The sequence below is a fragment of the Streptomyces hypolithicus genome (genome assembly GCF_052934925.1).
The window spans coordinates 4,338,199-4,351,015 of the sequence record NZ_CM128811.1; the positions used below are offsets into that span (position 1 = coordinate 4,338,199).

The window sequence follows — 12,817 nt, forward strand, 5'->3', positions numbered from 1 at the left end:
GCCGCTCAGCCCCTGCCCTCAGCCCCTGCCTTCAGTCGCTGCTCTCTGTCGTGGGTTCAGCCGCAGCCGCTGCTTCCAGTCGTCGGTCTCAGCCGTTGATCGCTTCGAGGACCAGCGGCTGGATCTTCCCCTCCAGCATCGCACCGAGCCCGAGCACCGAGCAGATGTCCGGCCGCTCCGCGATGTGCACCGGCATACCCGTCGCGTCGCGCAGCATCTGGTCCAGGCCCGGCAGCAGGGCGCTGCCGCCGACCATCATGATGCCGCGGTCGGCGAGGTCGGCCACCAGGTCCGGCGGGCAGTCGCGCAGTACCTTCCCGATGCCGTCGATCACGGCCGTGAGCGGGGTGTGGATCGCCTGACGGACGGCGGCGGTGTCGACGTGCACCGAGCGGGCGAGGCCGGTGGCCACGTCCCTGCCGTGGATCACGGTGGACGCGGGACCTTCCGCGGTCAGGCCGTTGCCGCTGAGGGCCAGTTGGAGCGGTCGTACGGACTGGCTCGGCAGCATCAGTTCGTGGTGCTGGCGCAGGTGCTGGATCACCGCGTGGTCGATGGCGTTGCCGCCGACCGGGATCCGCAGGGCGGTGACGATCGACCCCAGCGAGAGGACCGCGACCTGGGTCGTCGCCGCCCCGCACACCATGATCATGGTGGCCGACGGCTGCTCCACCGGAAGCCCGCAGCCGACGGCCGCGGCGATGAGGGTGTCGACGAGTTCGACGCGGCGGGCGCCGAGGCCGATCAGGGTCTCCACGGCAGCGCGCCGGGCGAGCGGGTCGCTGTCGTGCGGGGTGCAGGCGGCGGCGCGCAGCCGCGGCTTGCGCCGCAACTGGCGGCGCAGCTTCTCACCGATCAGCTGGCGCAGCATGCGCTGCGCCATCTCGATGTCGACGACGGTGCCGCCCGAGACGGGGCGTACGACACGGATGTAGTCGGGCGTGCGGCCCGTCATCTGTTCGGCGAAGGCGCCGACGGCGATGAGCGCGCCGGTGCGGGTGTTCACGGCGGCGACACTCGGCTCGTCGACGACGAGCCCGACCCCCTTGACGAACACCCGGGTCCTGGCGGCCCCGAGGTCGACGGCGATGTGGCAACGACGCAACTGCTCAAGACTGACGGTCACGGCAGGTTCTCCCGAGAGCGCTGACGGGCGGGCCGGCGGGCGCCGGTCCTGCTTCGCATCGTGCGGCCGCCGGGGGCCGTGCGCGCGCTGGGATGCGCCGGTCGGGCGTACGGGCCGACGCCACGCCGCAGGGTGTGCCGGAATCCGGGCCTGCCTGTGTTATGGGCCGTCAGGGAACTCCACCCGCTGCAGGAGCCCCCAGGTGAACTCCGCGACGCACGCCCTGCCGTCGTCCAGGGTCAGCCCGAGCCGCCATCGCGTGGGCGCGGTGCCCTCCATGGGCCGGGCGGGCGCGAAGGCGCGGGCCACCTCGTCGACGGTGGCCGACCAGGGGAGGAGGTCGTCGGCCGTACGCAGGTCGGGCCCGGCCGCGCCGGGGGCACGGACCAGCCATTCGTTCCAGACGGCGCCGCCCGGTGCGGTCAGCACCTCGAAGCGCAACCCGGGCCAGAGCGGCACCGGCCACGCGAGGGCGTCGCACTCCAGGTCGCCGATCCTGCGGCGTACGGACGTCTCGGGCGGCCCGAGCACCGACCGGTAGCGCGCCACCGCGCCCCGCGCCCTGCGTGACCGCGTCATGGCCTGCCATCTGCGGTTCGCCTCGCGCATCTCGGGCAGGTTCGCCCCCAGCCGGCGGCGGGCGTCCTCGACGAGGTCCGGCTGGTGGTCGGCCATTCTGCGCAGCAGGACCAGCTGGAACTCGCGCGGTCCGAAGGGATTGCCAGGATGGCTGGGATGCGTACCCGTATGCATGGTTCCATCCTGCCGTGACCCACTGACACGCAGCGGAACGTCTGGTTCCACACAGGATTTTCACAGCGGCAGCTCCCGCAGTTGCCTGCCGCGCGCATAATCTGCGGGCGCCATGGATTACTGCTACTCCTGCCGCAGGCATCTCAACGGCGCGCTGGCCTGTGCCGGATGCGGAGCCCCCGCCGACGAACTCGGCCACGCCGCCCCACAGCCGCCCGTCGAAGACGACGACGGCCGATTCGACGACGGCGCCGGCAACGCCCCCGCGGACCCCGCGGACCCCGCCGCCCCCGCCGGGGCCGACGGTCGGGCAGCCGCGCGACGGGCCAAGGGGGCGAGCGGCGCCCGCAAGGCCCGCAGCTCACCCAGGGCGCACCGCCGCCGTGGCCGCAAGGTGCTCCTGCTGTGCATGGGTGCGGTACTGGCCGGGGGTGCGCTGAGCCTGGCCGAGCTGACCACGGAGTCCACCGGCGACAGCCGGGCGGCGGGGTCCGCGCAGGACGACGGGGACGACGACGGCGACCCGGACCGCCGCCCGGCCTCGACCAGCGATGCCCGGCCTGTCGGCGCCGAGACGACCGACCGTTCGCAGCCGGCCCCGTCGACGTCAGTACGCAGCAGCGCCTCGGCCTCCGCCTCGGAGAGCGGCTCCCCGTCCGCAGAGGCGTCGAAGGCCCCGTTCACTCAGGCCACCGCCACCGCCACCGCCACCTCCGCCCCCGAACCGCCCGCCGCGCCGGACCCCGCATCAGGTGGTATGCCCTCACGCACCAGGGACGGCGGCGGTGCGCCGTCCGCACCCGCACCCGCGCCGCCACCCCCGCCCCCCGCGTCGTCGTCGGACCCGGGTCAGGGCCCGGCGCCGACCCCGACTCCCACACCCGCCCCCACCGAGACATGCGACCGCTTCCTGTGGTGGTGCACCTGAGCGTGGCGGTGCACCAGAGCGTGGTGGTGCACCTGTGCGGCGGTGCACCCGAGCGCTACCGCCGCCGGCGGTCAGCCCCCCAGCATCCGCCGCAGCAGGTCACGCAGCGCCGTGCGCTCGTCGTCCGTCAGCTCCCCGAGCGGCTCGCCCGCGAAGTCCAGCGAATCCCGCAGCCTGGCGGCGGTCCGCCGTCCCTCCTCCGTCGCGGCGGCCACCTTCACCCGCCGGTCGGCCGGGTCCGGCCGCCGCTCGACGAGACCGCGCGCCTCCAGCCGGTCGACGATCCCGGTGACGTTCGACGGCTCGCACTTCAGTTTCTGAGCGATACGCCGCATGGGCGTCGCTTCCGTGGACAGCAGTGCCAGCACACGTGCCTGCGCACCGGTGAGTGAGTGCTTGGCCGCCGCCTCGTCGTACTCCTGGTGGTAGCGGGAGACGACCTCGCCGATGAGCTCGACCACTTCGAGGGTCAGGGGGTCTGTTGGAGGGGCCATGTGCGCCATCGTACCCATTTACTTGACAATATGAAATATTGAGGAGCATGGTTGTTTCATCATCTGAAGCTTTTCTAGGAGGTCGCACAGCATGACCGCACTGCCCACGACCGGCCGCTCCTGGCACCTCGTCGCACGCCCGCACGGCTGGCCCAAGGCCGAGGACCTCGCCCTGCGCGAGGCCCCCGTGTCCGCGCCGGGCGAGGGCCGCATCCTGGTCCGCAACCTCCACTTCTCGGTCGACCCCTATATGCGCGGCCGGATGAACGACACGAAGTCGTACGTCCCGCCGTTCAAGCTCGACGAGCCGATGGACGGCGGCGCGGTCGGCGAGGTCATCGCCTCCGCCGACGACCGCTTCGCGGTCGGCGACCACGTACTGCACGGTCTCGGCTGGCGGGAGTACGCCGATGTCGACGCGCGCCACGCCACCAAGGTCGACGCGTCGCTCGCCCCGCTCTCCGCCTATCTCGGTGTCCTCGGCATGCCCGGCCTGACCGCGTACGCGGGCCTCTTCGAGGTCGCCTCGTTCGAGGAGGGCGACGCCGTTTTCGTCTCCGGCGCGGCCGGCGCCGTCGGCAGCCAGGTCGGCCAGCTGGCGAAGCTCCGGGGCGCCTCGCACGTCATCGGCTCGGCCGGTTCCGACGAAAAGGTCAAGTACCTCGTAGAGGAACTCGGCTTCGACGCCGCCTTCAACTACAAGAACGGCCCGGTCGCCGAGCAGCTGCGTGCGGCGGCCCCCGACGGCATCGACGTGTACTTCGACAACGTCGGCGGCGAGCACCTGGAAGCCGCCATCGGCTCGCTGAAGGTGCACGGCCGCGCCACCATCTGCGGCATGATCGCCCAGTACAACGACACCGAGGCCGCGCCGGGCCCGCGCAACATGGCGCTCATCATCGGCAAGCGGCTGCGGCTCCAGGGCGTCCTGGTCGGCGACCACGCCGCGCTCCAGGGCCAGTTCGTCGAAGACGTCTCGGGCTGGATCCGCTCCGGAGAGCTCAGGTACAACGAGACGCACGTCGAGGGCATCGAGCACGGTTACGACGCCTTCGTCGGTCTGCTCCGGGGCGAGAACACCGGAAAGATGATCGTTTCGCTCAACCGATAGGCTCACCGTCAGGCCGTCGCGGTCGTGGGCGCGAGTCGCGACGTACACAGCAGGAGGAATCCTCAGTATGACCATCCAGAACATAGCCGTGAAGTACACCGCCGTCGCCACCGCCGAGAACGGCCGTGACGGCCGGGTCGCATCGGACGACGGCAAGCTCGACGTAGTCGTCAACCCGCCGAAGGAGATGGGCGGCAGCGGCGAGGGCACCAACCCGGAGCAGCTCTTCGCCGCCGGCTACAGCGCCTGCTTCCAGGGTGCGCTCGGCGTCGTCGCCCGCAAGGAGAAGGCGGACATCTCGGGCTCGACCGTGACGGCGAAGGTCGGCATCGGCTCGACGGACGCCGGCGGCTTCGGCCTTGAGGTGCACCTCTCCGCGCACATCCCGAACGTGGACGAAGCCACCGCGAAGGACCTGCTGGAGAAGGCGCACCAGGTCTGCCCGTACTCGAACGCGACCCGCGGCAACATCAAGGTCGAGCTGTCGGTCGTCTGATCCGGACGCCGCCCGCCAGGGCCTGAAAGGCCGCACCCCGCCCAAGGAGTGCGGCCTTTCGCTGTGCCCGGCACTTCTGGCCCGCCCGGCTTCAGGAAGGGCGGTCGGCCCGATCGAAATCAAGAGGTGCCGTGGCCAACCGTTCCTGGGCGGTGAGCAGGAGTGAGTCCTGTCTCGCCGGCACGCCCCGAACGGTCTTGGGCGCACTGGTCCTCCGCTTTCGCGTCCCGGGTGGCGACGCATATCGTGTGTGCGGTCCGTCCCGGGCGGGCGGAATCCCTACGACCTGGCCATGTGGGTGTGCCCAGAGGCGACGGGGAGGCCCCGAGCCATCTCTCTGGTGAAACGGGGGCCCCGACTGCTGACGCCACACCCCGCGTCCCAGATCGCACCGAGAACGTCACGCACCCCCGCCCGACACACCCGCAGAACGTCACACCGTCCACCCCATCGTGTTCATGTTCGCTAAAGCCATGTGCTCGCCCAGCAGTTGTGACCCCTGTTGTATGTTCCACCAGTGCTCCCACCGCCCCTGCAACTGACGCGCCTGCGCGACGACCACGCCCCGGCCCTGCTCGCCTTCGAGCGGGAGAACCGGGACTACTTCGCGCGCTCCGTACCCGACCGGGGCGACGACTATTTCACCCACTTCGCGGCCCGCCACGCCACCCTCCTCGCCGAGCAGGAAGCCGGCCTGCTCCACTTCCACCTGCTCGTGGACGACCGGGGTGCGGTCCTGGGCCGGGTCAACCTGGTCGACGTGACCGGCACCACCGCCGACCTCGGCTACCGCATCGCCGAACACGCCACCGGCCGAGGGCTGGCAGTAGCCGCAGTACGCGAAATCTGCGCCCGCGCCGCCACCGACTACGGCCTCAGGACCCTCACCGCAGCCGCCACCACCGACAACCCGGCCTCCCAAGCCGTCCTGTCCCGCAACGCCTTCCTGCCGACGGGCCCCGTCACCCTCGACGGCCGCCCCGGCACGCAATACCGACGCACGCTCGACCCGTTCCTCCCGATAGGCTGAACACATGCGTGATTTCGGGGTGGGTTTCGGTTACCTGCTGAAGGGCCAGCGGTGGGTCGGCCGGCACGGGAAGTCGTACGGGTTCGGGCTGTTGCCCGGTCTGGTGACCCTCGTGCTGTACGCCGGCGCCCTCATCGGCCTCGCGTACGGCGCCGACGACTTCGTCGCCTGGGCCACACCCTTCGCGGACGACTGGGGCTCGACCCTGGTCGGTGTCTTCCGGGGTGCGCTGACCGCACTGCTCTTCGTGCTCGCCCTGTTCCTCGCGGTGATCACCTTCACCGCCGTGACGCTGCTCGTCGGCCAGCCCTTCTACGAGTCGCTGTCCGAGCGCGTCGACCGCTCCGTGTCGCCCGACGGCACCGCCCCCGAGTCGGGGCTGCCCCTGATGCGGGAGCTGTGGATCTCCGCGCGCGACAGCGTGCGCATCCTCGCCCGGGTGTTGCTGTACTGGGTGCTGCTCTTCGCCTGCGGTTTCATCCCCGTCATCGGCCAGACCGTGGTGCCCGTGCTGGGCTTCTGCGTGTCCGGGTTCTTCCTCGCGCACGAGCTGATCGCGGTGGCACTCCAGCGCCGTGACATCGACCTGAAGCAGCGCCTCACCCTGCTGCGCGGCCGCCGCATGCTCACCCTCGGCTTCGGCGTCCCGCTGACCCTCGCCTTCCTCGTGCCGGTGGTCGCCGTGTTCCTGATGCCGGGCGCGGTCGCCGGGGCGACGCTGATGGCCCGGGACCTGCTGCGGGAGCCGTCGGCCGACGCGGACACCGTCAACGCGACGGTGCCCCCGGTCAGCGCCTAGTGGGTGTCTGACAATTCCCCGCGGCGTCCGGCACGCACGCTCGCAGCGTTGCCGAAAAGCCCTAGTAGCTCCGCTACGAGGACTGTCCGGCGCCTTGCGATCGCACGCACCGGACGCTGCTCCTTGACCCACGGGGAATTGTCAGACACCCCCAAGGACAACCGCGCCATCGGCTCAGTACTGGCACTGGTCGGCCTCGGCGTCACCCTGGGCCTCGCCCGCTGAACGGCACGAGCGCCGGGGGCCCAGCGCCGTGGTCACGATGGCCCGGACCTGGGCGATGATGTCCAGCCGGTTGCGTACGAACGCCGGGTCGGTGATCTCCGTCGTGTTGCCGGGGCCGAACTGGAGCACCGGGGTGTGCACATGGCCGCCCGGGAGGCCGGTCAGGCGCAGGCGGTCGCGGAGGAGGGTGGCACGGTAGGCGATCTCGTTGGAGAGGTAGTCGCCGCCCCCTCCAGCGCGCGCCGTCGAACCGGGCGTCGGGCCGTCCGGGCGTACGACCGGGGTGGTGGCGCCTGTGGGGATCTCGGTCACGGAGGTGTTGTCGTAGACCGGGAAGCGGCCCGTGTCCGCCGCCACGATGTCGGCGTACGGGAGGGTCGTCGACGTCCACTGCGGCTGGGAGGCGGGGTCGGTCACCGGGACCTGTTCTGTGCGTGAGACGTTCTCGTTGTCCGGGAAGCCGCCGCGCCAGGCGCCGTTGGTGCGCTCGATGTCGATACGGCCGGCCCTGCCCTGGCTCACCGTCGTGAAGAGGTCCAGGTCCGGCAGATGCGGGCGCAGGGTGCGCTCGACCGTGCCGTCGGCGAAGTCCTGCCAGCGGACGGGGAAGACGGCCGTCTCGATGCGCGCGAAGCCGGCTGCGGTGCGTACGACCGTGCCGTCCAGCGCGAGCGCCGTCGCGCCTGACGGGTTGCTGATACGGGTGTCCCGGTCCAGCGTGAACGGGTCGAAGCCGGTGACCAGCACCCGCTTGACGTCAACCCTGCCGGCCACCCTGCCGCCCGCGCTGTCGTCCGCCCTGCTGCCCGCCCGGAAACGGATCGAGTCCTGGCCGCGCGACGCCCGCTCCAGGCGGTCCAGCAGCGTCGCCCGCGACGTGGATGACAGGCCGAACCGGGGCTGCCACTGGCGCAGTTCCCGCGTCATGCCCAGCCGCGCCCAGTACAGCGGCCGGTCGTCGTCCCGGCTCAGGTCCCCGGCCGCCGGGCCCCGCCCCTGCGCCCGGTCCACGGCCCGCTGCCAGAGAGCGGAGGCGCGGCGTACCACTGCCCGCTCGGCCGCGGCGTACGAGCCCGCCCTGCCCAGCGCCTCGGCGAAGTCCGGCGCCACGGCGTCGAAACCGCTGCGGCGCAGGATCTCCTGCGGGGCGGCGCGGTCGAGTCGCTGCTCCTCGACGGTCGGGGCAGGCGGCGCCGGGGCTGCCGTGGCCGGCTGTGCGACAAGCATCGGCGCGAGGGCGAGAAGTGCGGCACCAAGTGCGTACTGCCTGGGGCGTATCCGGGGCGCGGGCACGGGCGGGTCCTTCCGTCAGCGGCTCAAGTGCCGTCAGTGGCTCAGGTGGCCCGCAGTATCCCGTTACGCCTGCGCCGCGCGCTACGGGGCGGTCCGGCGTTGCAGGAGTGACAGGAAGTCGCGGAACGCTGCGGGCATGTCCACCGACTGCGGGTCGAGCAGCCACTGGTACTGGAGCCCGTCCATGACCGCGACCAGCAGCGGAGCCGCTTGCTCCGGCGTGAGCCCGCCGGGCAGTGCATCGCCGTACTCGCCGCGCAGGGCGGCCGCCATGCCCTCGCGGACCTGCGTGTAACGGTGGGTGAAGAAGTCCCGCGCCGGATGGTCCTCGGTCACGCTCTCGCCCAGTAGCGCCGAGAAGGTCTGTACGACGCCGGGCCGCATCGCGTTGTACTCGACCAGCGATTCGAGCAGGTCCGGCCGCCACGCCCCGCCGCCGCGCCCCGAGCCGCCCGTGTCCCACTGGTCGCGTTCCTCCAGTACGGCAACGAGCAGGGCCTCCTTGGTCGGGAAGTAGTGGAGCAGTCCCTGCTGGGTCAGGCCGACCCGCTCGGCGACCGCGTTCAGCGACGCGCCCCGGTAGCCGCGCTCGGCGATCACCGCGAGGGCCGCGCGCAGAATCTCCGCCCGCCGCTCCTCGCTCCTGGCCCTGGCCATGGTCCTGGTTCCTTCCGTCGTCCTTGCCGGCAGGACGCTACGCCATCGTTAATAGTAACGAAGGGATTACGAAACCTACCGACTTACAGGTATCGAGTGACTATGGATGGAGAGCACCCAGCAGGACTTCAACGAGGAGGTACCGCCGTGGCAGTCGACCCCAGCGCCCAGGACCCGGCCCAGCACCTGCCCCACGACCCGCCCCAGCCGACCCAGCCCCCGGCTCCGGACGCGGACCGGGCCCGCGAGGCGGCCGTCGAGGCGGCCCTCGGCAAGCTCGACCTCGACGCCAAGGCCAGGCTGCTCGGCGGCCAGGACATGTGGTCGCTGCCCGCGCTCCCCGAAATCGGCCTCGAATCCCTGGTCATGTCCGACGGCCCGGTCGGCGTACGCGGTGTCCGCTGGAGCGCCGACGACCCGTCGATCGCCCTGCCCTCCCCGACCGCCCTCGCCGCCACCTGGGATCCGGAGCTCGCCCGCCGCGCCGGGCGCCTGCTCGCCCAGGAGGCCCGCCGCAAGGACGTCCACGTCCTCCTCGCCCCCACCGTGAACCTGCACCGTTCGCCGCTCGGCGGGCGCCACTTCGAGTGCTACTCGGAGGACCCGTACCTCACCGGAGAGATCGCCTCCGGTTACGTCAACGGCGTGCAGGACGGCGGCGTCGGCACCACGGTCAAGCACTTCGTCGCCAACGACGCGGAGACCGACCGCTTCACCGTCGACAACATCATCACCTCACGCCCCCTGCGCGAGCTGTACCTCGCGCCCTTCGAGGCCATCGTCAAGAACGCCCACCCCTGGGGCATCATGACCGCGTACAACCAGGTCAACGGCGTCACCATGACCGAGCACCGCTACCTCCAGAACGAGGTGCTGCGCGGCGAGTGGGGCTTCGACGGCTACGTCGTCTCCGACTGGATGGCCGCCCGCTCCACCCGCGGCGACATCGAGGGCGGCCTCGACGTCGCCATGCCCGGACCCACCACCGTCTACGGCGAGGCGCTCGCCGGAGCCGTCCGCGACGGGCAGGTCGACGAGTCCGCCGTCGACGGCGCGGTGCGCAACGTCCTGCGGCTCGCCGCCCGCGTCGGCATCCTCGACGGCGCCCCCGCCGTCGTCACCGAGCCGCCCGCGCCCGTCGGCGGCCAGGCACTGGCCCGCGAGGTGGCCCGCCGCTCCTTCGTGCTCGTACGGAACGAGAATCACGCACTGCCCGTCGACGCGACGAAGATCCGGCGGCTCGCCCTCATCGGCGCGGCCGCCCGTGACGCCCGCGTCCTCGGCGGCGGCTCCGCCACCGTCTTCCCGGAGCGCGTCGTCGCCCCCCTGGACGGTCTCACGGCCGCACTGCCCGAGTCCATGCTGACGTACGCCGTCGGGGCCGACCCCAGTGACGAACTCAGCCCCGCCGACCAGGGCTTCGAGCTCCGAGCCGTCTGCCGTGACGCGGCCGGAACGGTCATCGGCAGCCGTTCGCTCCCCGGCGGCCAGGTCCAGTGGATCGGCAACGACCTGCACGCCGTCCTACAGGGCCTCACCCACGAGACGCTGCACAGCGTCGAGGTGCAGGGCGTCTTCACCCCGCGAGAGAGCGGCGAGCACGCCTTCGGCACGCGCGGCCTCGGCGCGTTCACGCTGACCGTCGCCGGTGAGGTCGTGTGGGACGGCGTACAGGAGATGGCCGACGAGGCCGACCCCTTCGAGGCGTTCTTCGGTGCGCCGGCCGAACGCGGCCGCGTTCGCCTCACCGCCGGGGAACCGGTGGAGGTCTCCCTCGGCCACCCCGTCGGCCGCGCGGACGACGCGCCGCTGCCCGCGGTCATGTTCTCGTTCCTGCACAGCGCGCCGCATCGGGACGCGGACGAGCTGATCGCCGAGGCCGTCGAGGCGGCCCGAGGCGCCGATACGGCGGTCGTCGTGGTCGCGACCACCGAGGGCGTCGAATCCGAGGGCTTCGACCGCAGCGACCTGCGCCTGCCGGGCCGCCAGGACGACCTCGTCGGCGCGGTCGCCGCCGCCAACCCGAACACCGTCGTCGTCGTCAACGCCGGATCCCCGGTGGAGATGCCGTGGCGCGAGGACGTGGCGGCGGTGCTGCTCGGCTGGTTCCCGGGGCAGGAGGGCGGGGCGGCGCTCGCCGACGTACTCCTCGGCGCCGAGGAGCCGGGCGGGCGGCTGCCGACGACGTGGCCGGTTGCCCTCGCCGACGCGCCGGTGACGGACGTGGTACCGGCCGACGGCGAACTCCACTACCGCGAGGGCGTCTTCATCGGCTACCGCGCCTGGGACAAGGCAGGCACGGAGCCGGCGTACGCCTTCGGGCACGGCCTGGGCTACACCACCTGGGAGTACGAGTCCCTGGACGCGACGCCCACGACGGCGAAGGTCCGTCTGCGCAACACGGGGGCGCGCGGTGGCCGCGAGGTCGTGCAGGTCTACCTGGCGCCGGTGGCGGACGCGGTGGAGCGGCCGGTGCGGTGGCTGGCGGGGTTCGCGAGTGTGGAGGTGGCTGCGGGGGAGTCGGCCGAGGTCGAGATCGCGCTGCCGGAGCGAGCGTTCCAGATCTGGGACGAGGGACGGGGGCGCTGGGCGTTCGTGCCCGGCCGGTACGAGGTCCGGGTGGGGCGGTCGCTCACCGATACCCGGCTGAGTGCGGCGGTCGACGTGCGGGGCTGACGCGGGGGTGCGGGCGGGCTTGCGGTGCGGGCGGGCGGCGTGGGCGCGCCGCCCGCCCGCACCGCACCTACCCCGGTGGGCGCTTCGCCGTGATGTTGCGGTAGGCGATCTCCGCCAGCCGCTGCTGGCCGTTTCTGCTGGGGTGGAACCAGTCCCACCGGCTCAGCTGCGTCCCGGTGAAACGGAAGTCGAACACGGCCCCGCCGTCGTACCGACAGCGCGCATCCTCCGCACACACATCCCGCAGCACCTCGTTGTACGCGACGACCCGCTCCCGCACCGTCTCGCGCCGCGCCACCGCCGTCGCGTCCATCGCGTCCGCGTCGGCGAGCATCGACTGGCAGAGGCCCAGCTTCCAGATCTCCTTGCCCATCGGGTTGCTGCGCCCCTCGGACCAGAGCCGCTTGAGATCCGGCACGCTCGACACGTACAGCTGCGACTTCGGCAGTTCGTCGCGGAGCTTCTTCACCGATGTCTCGAAATACGTCCGGAAGTCAGCCACCGATGTCATGTGCGAGACGTCGTTGCGGCAGGCGTCGTTCGCGCCGACCATGACCGTCACCAGCTCCGGCTTGCGTGCCACCGCCGCCGCCATCTGCTCCGGCAGTTCCGCTATCCGGGCACCGGACTTGGCGTGGTTCGACGTGTGCGCGGCCGCCCCCGCCCCGCCGAGCAGCCGCCACGCCACACTGCGCACCGTACGGTCCGTGCCGGTCGCCCAGGACACCTCGGGGCAGTCGGCGAGCACTTCGCACGCGTCGAAACCACGCGTGATGGAGTCCCCAACAGCGGCGATGGACTCCGGGCTGCTGTCCCACGCGGAAGTCGGCGTGGGGGAGGAGCGCCGCTCGGACGGCGTGCCGGCGCGGCCGGAGTCGTTCCCTGCGCCGCACCCGGCGAGCGCGCCCGTCAAAGCAAGGAGCGCCGCCGTCGCCCTGACGGCTGCCGCGTGCGATCGGCGGCCGGTGCGGCTGAGGCGACCGGGGCGCCCTGGGCGGTCGTCGCGCATCCCGTGATCTCCTCCCATGCCGTCGCAGGTCGCGTCCCGGCGGGTGAAAGTCCTGAATTTACGTACCTTACGACCGACAGTACGTCACCCGCCGCCCCCCGCCGCACGATAGCTTTTCCCCGTCGAGCCACCTGCTCTTCGCCCATCCGGGGAGCCGGTAAATTACATCACGTCACATACTGTCCCTTTTCAGGAGATTCACTCCCGATGCTGTTTACTG

At 71.8% G+C, this 12,817-nt stretch carries 12 protein-coding genes; 6 read left to right on the top strand and 6 right to left on the bottom strand.

What is annotated here, in order from left to right; translation table 11 throughout:
* Positions 1-88: 88 nt before the first annotated feature.
* Positions 89-1,126 carry a rod shape-determining protein gene (locus tag ACU6WZ_RS20465; RefSeq protein ID WP_447029544.1) on the bottom strand — a complete coding sequence of 346 codons (1,038 nt, stop codon included), beginning with the start codon at positions 1,124-1,126 and terminating at the stop codon, positions 89-91.
* A 159-nt stretch (positions 1,127-1,285) separates the two neighbouring features.
* Positions 1,286-1,879: a hypothetical protein gene (locus ACU6WZ_RS20470; RefSeq protein ID WP_447029545.1), complete on the bottom strand. Its 594-nt coding sequence runs from the start codon at positions 1,877-1,879 to the stop codon at positions 1,286-1,288.
* A 112-nt stretch (positions 1,880-1,991) separates the two neighbouring features.
* Between ACU6WZ_RS20470 and ACU6WZ_RS20475 the strand changes: the two genes are divergently transcribed.
* On the top strand, positions 1,992-2,807 hold the full coding sequence (locus tag ACU6WZ_RS20475) for an SCO2400 family protein (RefSeq protein WP_447029546.1): 816 nt from the start codon (positions 1,992-1,994) through the stop codon (positions 2,805-2,807).
* Between the two features lie 71 nt (positions 2,808-2,878).
* On the opposite strand, the gene ACU6WZ_RS20480 is transcribed toward ACU6WZ_RS20475, so the two are convergent.
* Positions 2,879-3,301: a MarR family winged helix-turn-helix transcriptional regulator gene (locus tag ACU6WZ_RS20480; protein WP_447029548.1), complete on the bottom strand. Its 423-nt coding sequence runs from the start codon at positions 3,299-3,301 to the stop codon at positions 2,879-2,881.
* A 91-nt stretch (positions 3,302-3,392) separates the two neighbouring features.
* On the opposite strand from ACU6WZ_RS20480, the gene ACU6WZ_RS20485 reads away from it, so the two are divergent.
* The 4 genes from ACU6WZ_RS20485 (at position 3,393) to ACU6WZ_RS20500 (ending at position 6,737) form a co-directional block, all read left to right on the top strand.
* Complete coding sequence (locus tag ACU6WZ_RS20485; protein ID WP_447029549.1) at positions 3,393-4,412, top strand: NADP-dependent oxidoreductase; 1,020 nt, start codon at positions 3,393-3,395, stop codon at positions 4,410-4,412.
* Between the two features lie 67 nt (positions 4,413-4,479).
* Positions 4,480-4,908: an organic hydroperoxide resistance protein gene (locus ACU6WZ_RS20490; RefSeq protein ID WP_447029550.1), complete on the top strand. Its 429-nt coding sequence runs from the start codon at positions 4,480-4,482 to the stop codon at positions 4,906-4,908.
* Positions 4,909-5,425: 517 nt separating this feature from the next.
* Positions 5,426-5,938, top strand: a complete 513-nt coding sequence (locus ACU6WZ_RS20495) for a GNAT family N-acetyltransferase (protein ID WP_447029551.1) — start codon at positions 5,426-5,428, stop codon at positions 5,936-5,938.
* Between the two features lie 4 nt (positions 5,939-5,942).
* Positions 5,943-6,737 (top strand): EI24 domain-containing protein, encoded by a 795-nt coding sequence (locus tag ACU6WZ_RS20500; protein WP_447029552.1) that lies wholly within the window; start codon positions 5,943-5,945, stop codon positions 6,735-6,737.
* 174 nt (positions 6,738-6,911) lie between these two features.
* Here ACU6WZ_RS20500 and ACU6WZ_RS20505 read toward each other — a convergent pair whose 3' ends face one another.
* Both ACU6WZ_RS20505 and ACU6WZ_RS20510 read right to left on the bottom strand, forming a co-directional pair.
* A complete protein-coding gene (locus tag ACU6WZ_RS20505) occupies positions 6,912-8,189 on the bottom strand; it encodes a pyroglutamyl-peptidase I (protein ID WP_447034159.1) in 1,278 nt (425 codons plus the stop codon).
* 147 nt (positions 8,190-8,336) lie between these two features.
* Positions 8,337-8,912: a TetR/AcrR family transcriptional regulator gene (locus tag ACU6WZ_RS20510; protein ID WP_447029553.1), complete on the bottom strand. Its 576-nt coding sequence runs from the start codon at positions 8,910-8,912 to the stop codon at positions 8,337-8,339.
* Between the two features lie 186 nt (positions 8,913-9,098).
* Between ACU6WZ_RS20510 and ACU6WZ_RS20515 the strand changes: the two genes are divergently transcribed.
* Positions 9,099-11,588 carry a beta-glucosidase family protein gene (locus ACU6WZ_RS20515; protein WP_447034161.1) on the top strand — a complete coding sequence of 830 codons (2,490 nt, stop codon included), beginning with the start codon at positions 9,099-9,101 and terminating at the stop codon, positions 11,586-11,588.
* 67 nt (positions 11,589-11,655) lie between these two features.
* Here the strand turns inward: ACU6WZ_RS20515 and ACU6WZ_RS20520 are convergent, their stop codons facing one another.
* Positions 11,656-12,597, bottom strand: a complete 942-nt coding sequence (locus ACU6WZ_RS20520; RefSeq protein WP_447029555.1) for an SGNH/GDSL hydrolase family protein — start codon at positions 12,595-12,597, stop codon at positions 11,656-11,658.
* Positions 12,598-12,817 lie beyond the last annotated feature (220 nt).

What these genes read in the sequence shown, in the direction of transcription:
- ACU6WZ_RS20470 (WP_447029545.1), bottom strand. Translation starts at nt 1,879, where the DNA reads ATGCATACGGGTACGCATCCCAGCCATCCTGGCAATCCCTTCGGACCG.
- ACU6WZ_RS20475 (WP_447029546.1), top strand. Translation starts at nt 1,992, where the DNA reads ATGGATTACTGCTACTCCTGCCGCAGGCATCTCAACGGCGCGCTGGCC.
- ACU6WZ_RS20480 (WP_447029548.1), bottom strand. Translation starts at nt 3,301, where the DNA reads ATGGCCCCTCCAACAGACCCCCTGACCCTCGAAGTGGTCGAGCTCATC.
- ACU6WZ_RS20485 (WP_447029549.1), top strand. Translation starts at nt 3,393, where the DNA reads ATGACCGCACTGCCCACGACCGGCCGCTCCTGGCACCTCGTCGCACGC.
- ACU6WZ_RS20490 (WP_447029550.1), top strand. Translation starts at nt 4,480, where the DNA reads ATGACCATCCAGAACATAGCCGTGAAGTACACCGCCGTCGCCACCGCC.
- ACU6WZ_RS20500 (WP_447029552.1), top strand. Translation starts at nt 5,943, where the DNA reads ATGCGTGATTTCGGGGTGGGTTTCGGTTACCTGCTGAAGGGCCAGCGG.
- ACU6WZ_RS20505 (WP_447034159.1), bottom strand. Translation starts at nt 8,189, where the DNA reads ATGCTTGTCGCACAGCCGGCCACGGCAGCCCCGGCGCCGCCTGCCCCG.
- ACU6WZ_RS20510 (WP_447029553.1), bottom strand. Translation starts at nt 8,912, where the DNA reads ATGGCCAGGGCCAGGAGCGAGGAGCGGCGGGCGGAGATTCTGCGCGCG.
- ACU6WZ_RS20520 (WP_447029555.1), bottom strand. Translation starts at nt 12,597, where the DNA reads ATGCGCGACGACCGCCCAGGGCGCCCCGGTCGCCTCAGCCGCACCGGC.